A 16143-nucleotide genomic window follows, 5' to 3' on the forward strand; every position below is an offset into this window, starting at 1 on the left:
AGCATGAGGAGTCTCATTTTAGCCCTTTTAGTAGCAGGGCTTATAGCTGGCGAAGGTGTTACAGTAAAAACAGGTTCTTTACCTACCTCTAAAAAAGATGAACTTTTAAAAGCAGGTGCCTCTCTACTTCAAAATGGAAAACCTTCAGAGGTTTATAAAAATCTTTTAAAGATTCCTCTATGGGATGTTGTTGATTCCTTCCCTGCTCCAGGTTTATATCACATGGGTCTTGGATTTGATGGGACTTACCTTTATAATGTTTCAAATGCAACTACCCCTGTTATAGTTTATGTTATTGATCCCTCAACCGGTAATGTGGTTAATCAGTGGCAACTTTCAAGTAGCGGTTATTGTCTTGGAATCACATATTTTCAGGGTTATTTATGGATAGCTGATTATAGCTATGGATACATATATAAATACCAGACAAATGGAACCTATGTTCAAACATATTCTTCACCTGTTGGATCATATATAAGGGGTCTTACAAATGATAATAATTATTTATGGCTTGCAAGTGTTGGTGGTGGGGTTGGATTAGGCTCTCTTGTTCAATGGGATCCTTCCAACAATCAGATTATTAGAACTGTAAGTGTTGGAAGCATTATTGATTGGCCAATGGATATAAGTTATGATTCAAGAACAGGAAATATGTGGGTTAATGATGATAATGGAGCTTCTGCTGAGATAAATGAGGTTGATATTTCAGGCTCAAACGGTGTAATTGTGGCTCAGTATGCTCCACCCGGGGGTTACGGTCTTATTCCAGAGGGTATAGTTTTTGATGGTGGCACTTATATATACTATACTGCCTTTTATGCCTCTTATATATGGAAAATATTGGCAGCCACTTTCAATAACGATGTCAGCACCTATCAAATAATATCACCTTCCTCAACTACTCTGCCCTATACTCCTACTGATATTAAAGCTATAGTTAAAAATATAGGTCAAACAAATGCAGGTAGTTTTAATGTTTATTGTGTTGTTGAATCTCTCGGTGTCCAGGTTTACTCTTCATCTCAAACAATACCTTCTCTTTCTGCTGGAGCATCTGATACTATTACTTTTTCTCCACAGTGGACACCATCAGAATTTACTTATGAGATAATTGTATGGCACGATTATGCTGATGATTTTGCCGGGGATGACACTTTGACAAAACAAGTTAAAGCTTCTTCAGGTGAATGGATATGTTATAATGATGGAGTGATGGCAAATGCTTGGGCATTTTATGCTGCTGGTAATGCATGGGGACACAGAATTTCCCCAGCAACATATCCTTATTATGTAGATACAGTTAAAGTTTATATTCTATCAGAAGGAGACCCTTACTGGCCATGGCCTGATGCAACCCATCAGAATTTCCAGATTTCTGTATTTGATGAAAATGCAGGTTATCCTGGAAATGAAATTTTTGTTGATACCGTGAATGTTACAACAGACTCACTTGACCCTTCAGGCTCAAGGTCCTGGGTTTATGCTTTTCCAAAAGTAAAGATTAATTCAGGAGATTTCTGGATAGGTCATGTTCAGCTTTATCCTTATCCTGGAACAGAGGGTCAGGGTGTGGATGCTTCTCTTAATTATCCATCAAGAACTTGGGCAAGAATTGGAGGAACCTGGCAGCAGTATGCACTTTCTGGAGATCTTATGATGTGTGCCTTTGTAAGATATCCTTATGCACATGATGTTGGAGTATTTAGTATTGAAAAACCAAAACCCTTTGCTCCTGCCTATTCTTCAATTCAGATTCAGGCCAAGATAGTTAATGAAGGATTAAATACAGAAAGTTTTAATGTGGAAGCCAAAATAGACTCTGCTGGTTTTACTGTATATGCTGATACTGTTCCTGTAAATAACTTAATCAGTGACGACACTGTGCTTGTAAGTTTTGCTCCTTTCACTACTGGTGCTAATAACCTCAATTATACTCTCACTATAAAAACCCTTCTTCCAACTGATGTAAAACCTACAAATAATTTTAAGTCTCTTTCCTTTACAACAGTGGAAGTTCCAAGATTTATTACTGTTCCTGTTTCTCAGGTTATGCCAATTATTGATGGATTTATTGATACTTTGAGTGAATGGAATGATGCTATAAAACTTGATGCCTCAGATGTATTTCAGATGCATGGATTACTTAATCCCCCTGGTTCTGCTTTCATTTATTTAAAATACGATGGTGATTATCTCTATGCAGCTGTGAGAGCTCCCTTTGATATGACAAGAACTCAATTTGATAGAATATTCCTTTATTTTGATGATAATAACGATGGTCAATTTCCTCCTCCAGGTATTAAAAAAGAAGGTAGAGTTGCCCTCTATTATACTTCAATTCTTGATATAGCAGCTTTCACACCTATTTTTGTAGATAGAACACTTGGACAGACAAAAAGCGTTGGATTCCCTTGTGCTTCTGCTATGCCTCTTGGTTACGAACAGTATGAAATTGCTATCCCTTTTGGGTCCCTTGATGAGGAGCTGGATGTTTCTTTCCCTGACACTGTTGGATTTTTCTTCCAAGTAGGTGATACTTTTGCTAATAAAATAGAATATGGAGGATGGTTCCCTCAGGATAATGATAGCATAAGGGTCCCGTCCTATTATACAAAACTTATTTTCCCTGTTGTTGCTGTCAAAGAAGGTAAAAAGCCAATTAATATAAAAGAAAGACTTGAACTTGCTCTTAATATTCCCAATTCAATTTCTAAAAATCCTGAAATTAATTTTACAATTCCATATGCTTCCCCTGTGAAGATAAATCTTTACAATGTAAATGGTGTAAAAGTTGCAAATCTAATTGATAACAAATTTATGACACCAGGTAAATATAGTGTAAAGATTGATAGAGACAAACTTTCTTCAGGTGTATACTTCATAAGACTTGAAACAAATACAAAAGATATCACAAAGAAACTTGTATTTGTGAAATAATTCATAAAGGGGGGAACTATCCCCCCTTTTTTATTTATCCTTATAGATTTTTGTATTGTACTTTTTTAATAAATTTTCTTTTATTTTATCTTTTTTTTCTTTAAATTTTTCCATTTTTAAAGCCTTTTCTATATAACTCTTTGCATCTTCAAAGGTTTTATTTTCTGCTTTGAATTTATCTAAGTGTTTATTATAATAATTTTTAATATCTTCTTCTTTTATATTTATTGTATCAGCAATCTTTTTAAAATATAACTTTATTAAATTTTCCTCTTTTAAATTTTTTAATTCCTTATTATATTCATAATCCCAAAAAAGTCCTTCTTTTAAGGATTCAATTAAAATTATTTTTTTTAATAATAAATCTTCAATAACTTTTTTTTCTTCCTCTTTATTTTTAGGTTTTTTATAAGGTGGTAAATTCTTTACATAATTTTCATATTCCAATTTTGTTAATTTTATATTTTCAGCTTCTGCAACATATTCTTTTAACCTTTTTTCAAAAATTTTATCTATCTCCTTTTCTGCAATTTCTTTCAAAATACTTTCTTTGTAATCTATTAAAATTTTTTGAAAGTACTTTAAGGCACTGTCTGTTTCACCTATATTTTCAAATGTTAATCCCAGTTTATAAAAAATAGAATCTCTATTTCCTTTTTCTCTTATCTTATTTAAAGTTTTTAAATAATTTATTGCCAGATTATAATCGCCTGTAAAATAAGCTATATCAATAATTTTTGAGATAATTTTTTCTTTTTCTTCCTTCGAAAGGGATTTTTGTAAGGCTTTTTCACATAAGACAATTGCCTTTTTAAATTCAAAAGATGCAAAAAGAGAATCAGCCTTTTTAAGTATAGAAACTTCTGTTTTTAAGAAAATTAGATAAATTATTAGAATCATACTAATAATTTTAAAAGAAAATGTGAAATTCATTCTATATTAATTATGAGTTTATTTTTAATTTTTTATTTTTTTGTTTTAAAATAGATTATGGAAAATTATAAAATATTAATAACTGATAAAATTCATGAAGAAGGGAAAAATTATTTAATTTCAAAAGGATTTGAAGTTAAAGAAATATTAAATCTTTCTGAAGAAGAACTGGTAAAATTAATTAAAGATTTTCATGTTCTTATTGTTAGAAGTGCTACAAAGGTAACAAAAAAGATTATTGAAAATGCTTCTAATCTTAAAATAATTGGAAGAGCTGGTGTTGGCCTGGATAATATAGATGTTAAAGCTGCAGAGGAAAGAGGAATAAAAGTTATAAACTCACCCGAAGCCTCCTCAGTTGCTGTTGCTGAGCTTACAATACTCTTTATACTTTCTGCTCTAAGAAGTTTTCCTCATGCCCATATTTCAATGAAAGAAGGTAAATGGGAAAAATCTAAATTTATGGGATTAGAATTAAAAGGAAAAAAAGTTGGAATTATCGGATACGGAAGAATCGGTAAGGAAGTTGCAAAAAGATTAAAATGTTTTGAAACTGAAATATTAGTTTATGATCCTTTTATAAATGGAAACAAAAATGAAAATTTTGTTCAAACTCTTGAAGAAATTTTTTCAAATTGCGATATTATTACTATTCATACTCCTCTCACAGAAGAAACTAAATACATGATAAATAAAAAAATTCTTGAGAAAGCTAAAAGAGGGATAATAATAGTTAACTGTGCAAGAGGAGGTATAATTAATGAAAAGGATCTTTTATGGGCTTTAAATGAAGGAATAGTTTCCTATGCTTGTCTTGATGTTTATGAAAATGAACCCCCTAAAAATTTTGAACTTTTAAATCATCCAAATGTAATATTAACACCTCATATTGGAGCTCAAACTTCAGAGGCTCAAAGTAAGGCAAGTTTAATTCTTGCTGAAAAAATTTATAAAGAACTTATTGAGTTTTCTTCAAAAGTTTAAAGCAGTTTTTTTTGAAGATAAAGTAAGAGAAAAAATTAAGATAAGATTAGAGAATTATTTTTCTTTTCTTGAAGAGAAAGATTTTCTAAAAAATCACCCTTTTTATGAATTTGTTAAAAAAGTTAATGAGGATGGCTTTAAATATATAGAAAGTCTCTTTAAAAGGGAAATTCTTAAAATGGATGAAAAAGAGAATTTTTATGTTTATGAGCAAGAGTTTAAAATATTTGAAAAAAATTATTTGAGAAAGGGTCTTTTATGTAGCTTCAATATGGATTATGAAAATAAAATTTTTCCCCACGAACAAATTTTTGATTTTGCGGCAGAAATTCACAAGGATTTCTATGAGAAATCAAAATTAAATTTTGAGCCTGTTCTTCTTTTATATAAAGGTGAAAAGATAAATAATTTTATTGAAAAAGAAGAATTTCTTTTTGAAACTCAAGATGAATATGGTGAAATACATAGAATAAAAAGGTGTGATTTAAGAAAAGATTTTTTTGATATAATAAATAAAAGTGAACTTGTTATTGCTGATGGGCATCACAGATTTGAAGCAATTAGAAAATCTAAATTTAAAAAGAGACTAACCCTTATATTTTCTATTGAGGATGAAAATTTAAAAGTTTTACCAACACACAGGGGCGCATTTATTAATAAAAAATATCTTGAGCATCTTATAAATAAATCTACAAAAATTGAAGAATCAGAATTTGAAAATTTCCTAAAAAATTTAAAAAATCCCTATCTAATTTTTTTTAATGGTCATAATTTCTATTTACTAAAGGGAGAAAAAAATCTTTCAGTAGAGTATCTTCATAATGATATTCTTAAAGATAATAAAGAAAAAATTGGATTTTATAGGGATTATAAAAGTTTAGTTAATGATGTTAAATTAAAAAAATTTAATGTTGCCTTTTTCTTGCCTCCAATAACACCTGAGATCGTTTTTGAATACGCAATTAAAAAAATTAAATTTCCTCCAAAATCAACAGATTTTTATCCAAAAACACTATGTGGTTTTATTGGGCTCAAACTTGTATAGTTTTTTGAAATTTTAAAAACAAGGTTATAAAATAATATCATGAAAATAATAATTTTTATTTTTATCCTTTTATCAAACTGTTTATATATTCATCATTATCAGCATCTTCCAAAACCAGAAGAAAAAAAGGAAATTAAAGAAAAAGGTCCCTTTAAACCCTGGGATGAAGTTCTTAAGGATACAAAACTTGAGGAAGGATTTTTAAAGATTTATATAAAAAGGGATAACACATTATACCTTGAACTCTCTCCTTCAGATTTTGAAAAGGATTTTGGTCTTATCATGCACCTTTCCTTTGGTCTTGGAGATTTAAATATAATTGAAGGTCTCCCTTTAAGTGATACAAGGCTTTTAAGATTTAGAAGAATCGGAGACAAAGTTTATTTAATTCATAGAAATGCAAAATTCAGAGCTGAAAGAGAAGAATTCAAACATTTTCTTGAGGAAAATGTTGGACACTCAGTTTTAGCCTCATTTAAAATAGAAAGTGAAAATGAAAAAACTAAAAATGTTTTGATTAATATAACAGATTTTTTAGTTTCCGATTACCCTGATCTTTCAAGATATCTTAAATATTATTATAGAAATAAACCTTTAAGGTTTGATAAAAATAATAGCACAGTTTATAAAGTAAAGAATTTTCCTGAAAACACTGAAATAGATGTTTTCTTGAATTACGAAACATCTGATACTCCCATTTCTGGAGGAGAAGGTATTTCAGATTACAGATATTTAACTATAGGCGTTAGATTTTCCTTCTATAAATTACCTGAAAAACCCATGAGAATAAGATTGGCTGATGAAAGGATGGGTTACTTTTTAGAAGCTTTTATGGATTTTGATAGAGAAAAAGAAGAATCGCCCTTTTTAAGAATAATTAATAGATGGAGACTTGAAAAAAAGGACAATTCAAAGGAAATATCAGAACCTGTAAAGCCAATTGTGTTTTATCTTGATAAAAGTATACCTCAGGAATATAAGAAATATGTTAAGGAAGGAATTTTGGCTTGGAATGAGGCTTTTGAAGAAGCAGGCTTTAAGGACGCAATAGTTGTCAAAGATGCCCCTGATGATCCAAACTGGGACTCTGAAGATATAAGATATTCAACAGTAAGATGGATTTCTGCAAGAGAAATGGGCTATGCGATAGGACCCTCACAGGTAGATCCAAGAACAGGTGAGATATTGAATGCAGATATTTTGATTTCAAGTAGTTTTGTAAGAGGTTGGCTTTTTGATTACGAGGAACTTATTGAACCTTTAAAAAATCAAAAGGAAATAGAAAGATTTACTAATGCTTTGCCAGAAGATTTGAAAAAAAGAATTTGTTTATATGAATATGGCTTAAAACAACAAATAGGTTTTCAATATGCTGTTCTAAAAACTTTAGGTTTAATAAAAGAAGATAGAGAATTTCCAGAAAAATTTATTGGTGATGCGATTAGAGAACTTGTAATGCATGAAGTAGGACACACCCTTGGTTTGAGGCATAATTTTAAAGCCTCTTCCAGCATACCCTTTGAAAAATTGAATGATACATCCTTTACCCATAAATATGGCCTTTCCTTATCAGTTATGGATTATAATCCTGTTAATATTTCTTTGGATAGAAAAAAACAGGGAGATTTCTGGAACAAAAAAGTTGGAGAATACGATAAATGGGTTATAAAGTATGGATATGCTCCATGCTACAAACAGAAAGAAGATGGTCCTTTTCCTATGAAAGGAGAGCTCATTGAGGATCCAGTAGAAGAATTTAAATATTTAAAAAAGATAGCAAGAGAGAATACTTTACCCTTTTATGCTTATGGAACAGATGAAGATGCAAGTTTTTATTATGGTGTTGACCCTCTTACTTCTACATGGGATCTTTCAGATAATCTTTTAAAATACGCAGAAGAAAGAGCCTTTATAACGAAAAATGTGTTACCAAAACTTGAAGATGTGCTGATTCAGGAGGATGAAAGTTATCTCAGATTAAGGAACGCATTTGTAAGGGTAAATTATGAAAAGTATATAGCATCTTTACCACTTATTAAATTCATTGGAGGAGTCCATTTTAACAGATTTCATAAAGGATATGAAAAACCTCCTCTTGAACCAGTTCCTTCTGAAAATCAAAGAAAAGCAATAAATTTTCTCCTTAAAAATTTCTTTTTACAGAATTCTTTCAATTTTGATGAAAATTTATTGAATAAACTGGCTCCTAACAGATGGGCACATTGGGGAATGTGGAATTCCTTTTATCCTACAGATTTTCCAGTTCACGATTTTGTTTTGTTCCTTCAAAAAAGTATCTTAGAATTTTTATTTTATCCTGAAAGATTAAAGAGAGTTATTGATAATGTTGTGAGAACTAAAGACAAAAATCCCTTTACTTTAAGCGAACTATTTGAAAATGTAACAAATTCAATTTTTGAAGAGGTTTTAAAGGATGAAATTATTATTATAAACTCTTTCAGAAGGAATCTTCAAAGGGCGTATGTGGAAAAACTTGGAGAAGTTCTTTTAAGTGAAAAATATCCAAACGATGCAAAATCCCTTTCAAGATATGAATTGACTAAGGTAAAAGATAAAATTGAAAAAAAGATTGATAAAATAGAAGACCTTGATACAAAAGCACACCTTATAGAACTTAAAGAGAAAATTAAAAAGTTTCTTGAAAGTTCTTTAACTATAGAGGTTAAATATTAGTTAATAAAAACCTTCTCTAACAGTGGCAATTTTAATATTAATAGAACTTCCCTTTTTCACCTTTGTTCCAGGTTTTGGATTTTGATCAATTATTTTATTTTCAGGATATTCTGCACTTATTTCTTTTTCTACTTCTCCTAATTTTAATCCTTCTTTTTCTAATATTTGGTTAGCTTGGTTCAGATACTTCCCAATAAGGTTTGGAACAATTACAAGTTCTTCTCCAGAAGAAATATAAATTGTAATTTTTGAACCCTTTGGAATTTCACTCCCTTGTTCTGGGTATGTTTTAACAACACGACCCTCAGGTATCTCAGAGTTTTTTACTTTTTCTATATCACCAATTAAAAATCCATAATCAATGAGAACCTTCTGTGCAGAAGCAAGGTCTAGACCTAAAACAGGGGGCACTTTAACAAATTCTTCTTTTTTACCTTTTGCTATTTTTACATAAATAGGAGTTCCTTTTGAAACAATTGAACCTGCAAGTGGTCTTTGTTCTGCTATTACCCCCTCTGGAACTTCAATTGTTTCTACTTCTCCTTCAATAACAAGTGATAAACCAAGTTGTGAGAGAACAAGTTTTGCTTGCTGGGGTAAGGTCCCCTTTAAATCAGGAACCTCAATATTTTTTAATTCTTCAGTTTTTTCTGATACAGTACCTTTTTTTGCTTCAAGAGCAGGTTCAATTAAATAGTAGAAAGCAAAGTTAACTCCAATTGCCACAAAAAGTGAAGTTATAAGAGAAATTAAAAATGCTGTTCCCCTGTCAACCATAATTTATTCTTGAGAGTATAATTCCAAGGTTAAAAAGAATTCCGAAGTAAAGATGTAATTGAGCTGTAAATAAATCGAGGAGTCCGAATTGAAGGTAGTTTGGTTTAAAGGAAAGTCTTATATTTCTGTAGGCTATTGGTAAGGAAAACAAAACAAGAATTGTTTGCCAGGGAAGCATTCTTAAAAATATGAAAACAATCGTTAAAATATATGAAAAAGAGATAAGTAAAAGGTAATAATAAGATGAACCTTTTATACCCAAATAGGATGCAATAGTTTTATAACCTGCTTTTATATCTTCAACAAGGTCTCTGAAGTTATTTCCGTGGAGAATTCCTATTACAAGAAGTCCTATCGGTATGGATATAATAAAGGGTAAAATTGAGATTTCTCCAGTTTGAACATAGTATGAACCAAGTGCAAGAAGTGGACCGAATCCAAGAAATACAGAAATATCACCAAGGGCCCTGTATTTTAAACCTATAGGTTTTATCTGATAAAAAACACCAAGGAAAAATCCTATTATTCCTATTATTAAAACCCAAATTCCCTTTAAGAAAGTTAAAAATATTCCTATAAGAGAGCCAATTATTAATAGAGAAATAACAAGAATTGTTTGTTCCTTAACAGTTAGTAACTTATCCTGGAGCATTCTTGAAGCACCAAGAACAAGCCAGTCATCAACACCGTATTTATAGTCCATAAGGTCATTCAAGGCATTTACTCCAGCGTGAATGAAAAGGACACCGAAAAATGTGAGCAAAAGGAGGGGTATATTAACTTTTGGGGCAATAAATGCTCCTACAAGAACCGATATAAGTGTTGCTGTAAAAGCAAAAGGTCTTGTTGCCCTGAAGAATCTTTCAATTTTTGGCATTCCCTTATCCAGTTCAAGGGCTTTCTTAAAATCTTCTTCCTGAGGGATAATTTCCTCTCTTGGTTTGAATACTGTTCTAAAATCAGATAGATAGATTTTTGTTGGCTTAATTTTGATGATAACAAGATCTTTGATCATTTTAACAAAAGGGATAAGTTCAATATTTTTCTGGAAAAGTAAAGCTCTTTCCTCTTCTCTTTCTTTAGGATTTCCAAGAATTTCTACTTCTCCTTCACCCTGAATAAAAAAGTCCGGTATTCCTTTTTCAATAACGAAAAAAACTTTGTTGTTTTTGATTAAATTTTTATAGTTGTTGGATTTTTCTATAATTGCATAAATATAAAGCCCTTTACTCGCAAAATAAACTCTGCTTGACCAAAGATTTTCTCCAAAGGTTGAAATGGTCATGCTTTTATTTTTTTTGAATACTTCAAAAATTATTTTAATAGTTTTTTCTTCCATCCTTTGAGTTAGATAATTTAAGGATTTGAACCTTAATTAAAAATTATAAAAAAAGAAAAATTTTTTTTCAATTGTCACAAAATTTAAATATAAAAAACAAGAGCGAAATTCTCTGTTAGCTTTATATTGAATATGTTTTTAAAACTTGTTAATAAGTTTTTAAAACTTTTTTTTATGTTAGGTTATCCTTGTAAAGATGTATAAATTCTTTATTCAGGAAGAGAATTTTTGGAAAAGGTTGCATTGATTTAGGTTATACCATACCTTTTCACATACTTTTTGCCATTTCATAAAGCTTTTTTATTCTTTTTTCAACAGGGGGATGGGTTGAGAAAAGCTCAAAGAGGGTTTCACCTTTTAAAGGGTTTTCAATAAATAAGTGGTGAGTTCCCTCATAAATCTCAGCTGGAGCTATTTTTATTCCCTTTGATATTTTTTCAAGTGCTTTTGCAAGATAAAGAGGATTGAGAGATAGCTTTGCCCCATATTCGTCTGCCATATATTCCCTTGACCTTGATATTGCAAGCTGTATTAACATAGTAATTATTGGCGTAAATATTAAAAGTATTAAAGCTCCAATAAAAGATAAGGGATTATTCTCCTCCCTGTCCTTGCTATTAAACCCAAACATTAACCCCCATCTTATCCAGTGTATTATTATTGAAATTGCTCCTGCAATTGTTGCTGCTATTGAGGCTATAAGAACATCCCTGTTTTTTATATGGGCAATTTCATGAGCTAAAACCCCCTTTATTTCCTCTTTTGTTAGAATCTGCAATAGCCCCTGAGTAACTGCAACACAAGATTTTTCAGGACCCCTTCCTGTTGCAAAGGCATTGGGCTGAATCATCGGTATCAGGTAAATTTCAGGTTTTTTAATACCTGCTCTTGAGGCAAGCTCCTCTACAATTTCATGAAGAAAAGGTGCTTCTTCATATCTAATTTTCTTTGCACCATACATAGTAAGAACTATTTTGTCAGAGAAATAGTAGGATACAAAGTTCATTATTCCAGCAAGAATTAGAGCATAGATCATACCAGTATAACCACCTAAAAGATTACCAAGAAATATTAAAATTCCTGTCAAAAAACCTAAAAATAAAACCGTTTTTATTCTGTAATTCATAATTTATATATACCACGTAATGTTTTTGTTTTCAATCTTTATGTTTCACGTGAAACATTTAAAGGTAACTTAACCAGTATTCTCTGTCGAGTGTTCTATAGTTTATTGCCTCTGCTATATGTTCTTTTTTTATTTTTATGGAACTTTCTAAATCTGCTATTGTTCTTGAAAGTTTTAATATTCTTGAATAAGCCCTTGCGGAGAGGCTTAAATTTTCCATTGCCTTTAAAATAAGGTTTTCGCATTCTCCGTCAATTTTAATGTATTTTTTTATAAGTTTTGAATTTAAATGGGAATTTGAATATATCCCATTTTCACTTTTATATCTTTCAAGTTGTATTTCTCTTGCCTTAATAACCCTTTCCCTTATTTTTTCTGAACATTCCCCCTCCTCTTTATTTTTTAAATCATAAGGAGAAAGGGCTGGTACTTCAATATGTATATCAATTCTGTCAAGGAGTGGTCCAGAAATCTTTCTTGTATACTTTCTTATCTCCCTTGCAGTGCACCTGCATTCCCTTCTTCTATCTGTTAAATATCCACAGGGACAGGGATTCATTGCAGCAATAAGCATAAATCTTGCAGGATAAGTTAATGAAGTTTTTGCCCTTGAAATAGTTACAATTCCATCTTCAAGGGGTTGTCTTAATACTTCTAAAACATCTCTTTTAAATTCAGGGAGTTCATCAAGAAATAAAACTCCATTGTGAGCAAGTGAGACCTCGCCTGGTTTTGGAACCTGTCCTCCTCCAATCATTCCTGCTGTTGATATTGTATGATGTGGAGCTCTGAAAGGTCTTCTTGCAATGAGTGGTTCATCTTGTGAAAGTGTTCCTGCAACTGAATGAATTTTTGTTACCTCAAGGGCTTCTTCAAGAGATAAGGGAGGGAGTATTGAAGGGACTCTTCTTGAAAGCATTGTTTTACCTGCTCCAGGCGGACCTATCATTAAAACATTGTGTCCTCCAGCAGCTGCTATTTCAAGTGCTCTTTTAACATGGTATTGTCCCTTTACCTCTGAAAAATCTTCCTTATAACCTGATAGTTCTTTGAATACCTTAATTTTATCAATATTAACAGGTTTTAAATTTTCTTCCCCCCTTAATACCCTTATCGTATGATTTAAACTTTTTACTGGATAAATAAGAACATCCTGGACCAAACCCCCTTCTTTAGCATTTTCCTCAGGAAGATAAATTTCCCTTATCCCTTTTTCTTTTAATAGAAGGACAATTGGGAGAACACCTTTAATTTTTCTTAATTTTCCATCAAGGGAAAGTTCGCCTAAGAAAGCTTTATTTTTTAAAACATATGGTTCTATTAAATTACAAGATGCTAAAATTCCAAGAGCAATTGGTAAATCAAAGCCTGCACCTTCTTTTTTAATATCAGCAGGTGCTAAATTTATAACAATCTTTTTTACAGGAAGACTGAATCCTGAATTTTTTATTGCTGAAAGAACCCTTTCTTTTGATTCCTTTACTGCAGTTTCAGGTAAACCAACAAGGGTATAGGAAGGGAGTCCTGGTGATAAATCAACTTCAACTTCTACTAAAAAACCATTTATTCCATAATAGGAGGCTGATAAGACCTTTTCAACCATAAAACTTATTATAAATTAAATCCCTCATAAAAAGCATTTTCTAAAATATTTAAATTTTCTCCCTCAATTATTGCAACATCAAATCTTACATCAACTTTTTCATACAAATTTTTTCTTTCAAGATAAATTTTTGAAAATTTAATAATTCTATCAATTTTCTTTTTATTTATTGATTGGATTCCTAATAGAAAATCGCCTTTCTTTCTCTTTTTAACCTCAACAAATACAATTAGATTATCCTTTTTTAAAATTAAATCAATTTCTCCTCCTCTGAAATATACATTTCTATCTAAAAGTTTATAACCTTTTTTAAAATATTCCTTTAAGACTAAATCCTCACCCTTATGTCCTTCCTTTAATTTATTCTTCAATATTAACTATTTCCACTTCTTTTGTTTTTAAATCAATTATTGCAAAAGTTTTTTTATCATAAAGGTATCCGCAGGCTTCACCAGGATTTAAAAAAATTGTATTTTCTTTTCTAACATGGATAACCTTGTGCCAGTGCCCAAAAAGTAAAAAATCTATTCCCTTTGTTTCTGCAAAATAATCTTCTGGATAAATATGGAAAAGCATAAATTTTATTTTTTTTAATTCGTATAAAAGGGGTGGCTCATAAATTTCAAAATTCAGTGATTTTGCCCTTTCATAAAGACCCTGTTTTTCTCCATCATTGTTTCCAAAAATAGCCACAAGTTTTCCGGAATATATTTCCCTTATTTTATTTAAAGTGAAAGGTGATATTATGTCACCAAGATGAAATACAAAATCAATTTTTCTCTGATTTATCTTTTTGAAAGCCTTAACTACGGCTTCTAAGTTATCGTGGGTATCACTTATACAGGCAATTTTCATTTTATTAAATATTTTTCAAAAATTTTTTTTATTTCTTCAGGGATTCTTATTGGTTTAAAATTTCTGTCAGTGAATACATGTCTTGTATAGCCTGTAGCAAGTAAAGCACCATCTCTTAATACATCATAGTGAATTTTAAAGGAAGAATTTTTTATTTCCTTTATTCCAAGTTTGATTACAAGTTCTTCATCATAATGAGCAGGTGATTTGTAGTTACAGTAGGCCTCAATGACAGGTAAAAATAACCCTCTTTTTTCAAGTTCACTGTATGGATAACCGTTTTCCCTCATAAAACTTGACCTTGCTGCTTCAAAATATATAAAAAAATTTGCGTAATAAACAACTCCCATCTGGTCAGTTTCAGCATATCTAACAAATAATTTGTATTCAAACATAATTTTATAATAAAATAAAAAACTATGATTTTTCTAAAAATTCTTATAATAATTAATTTTTTTGAATTTAGGCCCCATTTTAATAAGGGGTTTATATTTATTCCCTATGAAATTAACTATTTGCACTATGGCTCCTACGGTGTAGCTACTGATAATGTTTTTAGTGTAATTTATGATAATCCATTTTATGATATAGGTTTATCATTTTTTTTACTTTTTGATGAGGGAATTGATTCAAGGATATTTTATGCAGAAAAAATTGTTATGGGAGGTTATGGAGTTGATTTATTTTTGCAGAAAAAATTTATAGGAGGTAATAAAAATTTATTTTTACCCTTTGATATAAAACTTAGTTTTGAAGATTTTTATTCACAGTTAAGAACTATAAATTCTTTTAAGCCATCCTTCAAATTTTCTCCATCATATTATCAAAATTTTTCAAAAAATCTAAAACCAGGAATAAAGTTAGAGGGAATTTATAATATTCAGGGGGAAAGGGATATTCTGGTTTTAAACCCCTTAATTGATCTTATTCTTTTCCCTCAAAAAATTCTCTCTTTATCAATTTCTTTAAATTATAAAAATTTATTTTCTTCTGGTTTAAATTACTCATATCCCGAGGTAAGGCTAACACTTTTTTCAAATCCTCTTTTGAATATTTTTCTTCTTTTACAGGGTTTTCTTTCTTTAAAATCAGGTGAAAATCCTTTCAGTGGTGGTTTAAAAGGTGATTATTTATATGGGGAGCCTGTTTTAAAGGAAGGAGCTGGATTTAAATTTCTTCTTGGTTTTGTTATTTATCCTGAAAAGAAGAGGAAAATTCAGATTTTTGTAAAAGATGAAGAAGGTAAATACTTATCACCGAATGTAGAGGAAAATCCTGCAATTGGTTTTGAAAGAAGAAAGGAAGGTTTTTATGAAAAAATTAATTTAAAGCCTGATACTTATTTAGTAAGATTTAGTTTAGAAGGATATAGGGATACATCAATTTATTTATATCCAGAGGAAATTGAAAAGGATCTGGCAAAGTATTTTATAACAATGAAAAAGATTGAATTAAGGGAAGAAATTGAAAAGCCTTTAACTATTGAAAGAACTGATTTTTATTTTTATTTTGATTCTGCAAAGGCTGAAATTAAGGAAATTTACGGGGATACCTTTGATTTAATTTTAAAAATAATTAAAGAAAGTAAAAAGGATACAGTAAATTTACTTGTAAGGGGTAATGCATCCCCTGAGGGTGATACTTTATTTAACAGGAGATTATCCTTTGAAAGGGCAAATAGGGTTTTCAATTTTTTGAATCTATTACTTTATAGAGATGTTTTTATTTTAGGCAAAGTTGAGTCTGAGTATGATTCAAAAACAAAAGTTTCGGATTTGCCAAAATCAGAGTGGAAGTATAAAAGAAGAGTTCATTTAAAGATATTGAAATAATTTCTTTAAAAATTTTAA

At 30.4% G+C, this 16143-nt stretch carries 13 protein-coding genes; 5 read left to right on the forward strand and 8 right to left on the reverse strand.

Annotated features, from left to right (window positions below; all coding sequences use genetic code 11):
- Positions 1-3: 3 nt before the first annotated feature.
- On the forward strand, positions 4-2937 hold the full coding sequence (locus ABIN17_02860; protein MEO0283996.1) for a CARDB domain-containing protein: 2934 nt from the start codon (positions 4-6) through the stop codon (positions 2935-2937).
- 30 nt (positions 2938-2967) lie between these two features.
- Here the strand turns inward: ABIN17_02860 and ABIN17_02865 are convergent, their stop codons facing one another.
- Complete coding sequence (locus tag ABIN17_02865) at positions 2968-3837, reverse strand: tetratricopeptide repeat protein (GenBank protein ID MEO0283997.1); 870 nt, start codon at positions 3835-3837, stop codon at positions 2968-2970.
- Positions 3838-3927: 90 nt separating this feature from the next.
- Between ABIN17_02865 and ABIN17_02870 the strand changes: the two genes are divergently transcribed.
- Genes ABIN17_02870 through ABIN17_02880 form a run of 3 tightly spaced genes read left to right on the forward strand, consistent with a single transcriptional unit; the run spans position 3928 to position 8593 of the window.
- Positions 3928-4854, forward strand: coding sequence for a hydroxyacid dehydrogenase (locus ABIN17_02870; GenBank protein MEO0283998.1), 927 nt, complete (start codon positions 3928-3930; stop codon positions 4852-4854).
- Complete coding sequence (locus ABIN17_02875; GenBank protein ID MEO0283999.1) at positions 4832-5899, forward strand: DUF1015 family protein; 1068 nt, start codon at positions 4832-4834, stop codon at positions 5897-5899. The genes ABIN17_02870 and ABIN17_02875 overlap by 23 nt, the downstream gene beginning before the upstream one ends.
- 39 nt (positions 5900-5938) lie before the next feature.
- Positions 5939-8593 (forward strand): zinc-dependent metalloprotease, encoded by a 2655-nt coding sequence (locus tag ABIN17_02880; GenBank protein MEO0284000.1) that lies wholly within the window; start codon positions 5939-5941, stop codon positions 8591-8593.
- Here ABIN17_02880 and ABIN17_02885 read toward each other — a convergent pair whose 3' ends face one another.
- From ABIN17_02885 to ABIN17_02915, 7 genes are all read right to left on the reverse strand, one after another.
- Complete coding sequence (locus tag ABIN17_02885) at positions 8594-9370, reverse strand: PASTA domain-containing protein (protein ID MEO0284001.1); 777 nt, start codon at positions 9368-9370, stop codon at positions 8594-8596. It lies immediately after the preceding gene.
- Positions 9363-10709: a prenyltransferase gene (locus ABIN17_02890; protein MEO0284002.1), complete on the reverse strand. Its 1347-nt coding sequence runs from the start codon at positions 10707-10709 to the stop codon at positions 9363-9365. The genes ABIN17_02885 and ABIN17_02890 overlap by 8 nt, the downstream gene beginning before the upstream one ends.
- 268 nt (positions 10710-10977) lie before the next feature.
- Complete coding sequence (locus ABIN17_02895) at positions 10978-11835, reverse strand: zinc metalloprotease HtpX (protein MEO0284003.1); 858 nt, start codon at positions 11833-11835, stop codon at positions 10978-10980.
- Positions 11836-11893: 58 nt separating this feature from the next.
- Entirely contained in the window at positions 11894-13438 is a 1545-nt protein-coding gene (locus tag ABIN17_02900) for a YifB family Mg chelatase-like AAA ATPase (GenBank protein MEO0284004.1), read from the reverse strand.
- 8 nt (positions 13439-13446) lie between these two features.
- A complete protein-coding gene (locus ABIN17_02905) occupies positions 13447-13809 on the reverse strand; it encodes a YraN family protein (protein ID MEO0284005.1) in 363 nt (120 codons plus the stop codon).
- Positions 13799-14293, reverse strand: a complete 495-nt coding sequence (locus ABIN17_02910; protein MEO0284006.1) for a metallophosphoesterase — start codon at positions 14291-14293, stop codon at positions 13799-13801. The genes ABIN17_02905 and ABIN17_02910 overlap by 11 nt, the downstream gene beginning before the upstream one ends.
- Positions 14290-14688, reverse strand: coding sequence for a thioesterase family protein (locus ABIN17_02915; protein ID MEO0284007.1), 399 nt, complete (start codon positions 14686-14688; stop codon positions 14290-14292). Before ABIN17_02915 ends, ABIN17_02910 begins: the two co-directional genes overlap by 4 nt.
- A gap of 24 nt (positions 14689-14712) precedes the next feature.
- Between ABIN17_02915 and ABIN17_02920 the strand changes: the two genes are divergently transcribed.
- The gene (locus tag ABIN17_02920; GenBank protein MEO0284008.1) at positions 14713-16125 is read left to right on the forward strand and encodes a hypothetical protein; all 1413 of its coding nucleotides are present in this window, start codon (positions 14713-14715) and stop codon (positions 16123-16125) included.
- The last annotated feature ends 18 nt before the right edge of the window (positions 16126-16143 follow it).

The organism is candidate division WOR-3 bacterium, assembly GCA_039803925.1.
In the GTDB taxonomy this organism is placed as follows: domain Bacteria; phylum Hydrothermota; class Hydrothermia; order Hydrothermales; family JAJRUZ01; genus JBCNVI01.

Bases quoted from the DNA above. Each gene is read 5' to 3' on its own strand.
- ABIN17_02860 (MEO0283996.1), top strand. From the start codon at position 4: ATGAGGAGTCTCATTTTAGCCCTTTTAGTAGCAGGGCTTATAGCTGGC.
- ABIN17_02915 (MEO0284007.1), bottom strand. From the start codon at position 14,688: ATGTTTGAATACAAATTATTTGTTAGATATGCTGAAACTGACCAGATG.
- ABIN17_02880 (MEO0284000.1), top strand. From the start codon at position 5,939: ATGAAAATAATAATTTTTATTTTTATCCTTTTATCAAACTGTTTATAT.
- ABIN17_02885 (MEO0284001.1), bottom strand. From the start codon at position 9,370: ATGGTTGACAGGGGAACAGCATTTTTAATTTCTCTTATAACTTCACTT.
- ABIN17_02870 (MEO0283998.1), top strand. From the start codon at position 3,928: ATGGAAAATTATAAAATATTAATAACTGATAAAATTCATGAAGAAGGG.
- ABIN17_02895 (MEO0284003.1), bottom strand. From the start codon at position 11,835: ATGAATTACAGAATAAAAACGGTTTTATTTTTAGGTTTTTTGACAGGA.
- ABIN17_02910 (MEO0284006.1), bottom strand. From the start codon at position 14,293: ATGAAAATTGCCTGTATAAGTGATACCCACGATAACTTAGAAGCCGTA.
- ABIN17_02865 (MEO0283997.1), bottom strand. From the start codon at position 3,837: ATGATTCTAATAATTTATCTAATTTTCTTAAAAACAGAAGTTTCTATA.
- ABIN17_02920 (MEO0284008.1), top strand. From the start codon at position 14,713: ATGATTTTTCTAAAAATTCTTATAATAATTAATTTTTTTGAATTTAGG.
- ABIN17_02890 (MEO0284002.1), bottom strand. From the start codon at position 10,709: ATGGAAGAAAAAACTATTAAAATAATTTTTGAAGTATTCAAAAAAAAT.
- ABIN17_02900 (MEO0284004.1), bottom strand. From the start codon at position 13,438: ATGGTTGAAAAGGTCTTATCAGCCTCCTATTATGGAATAAATGGTTTT.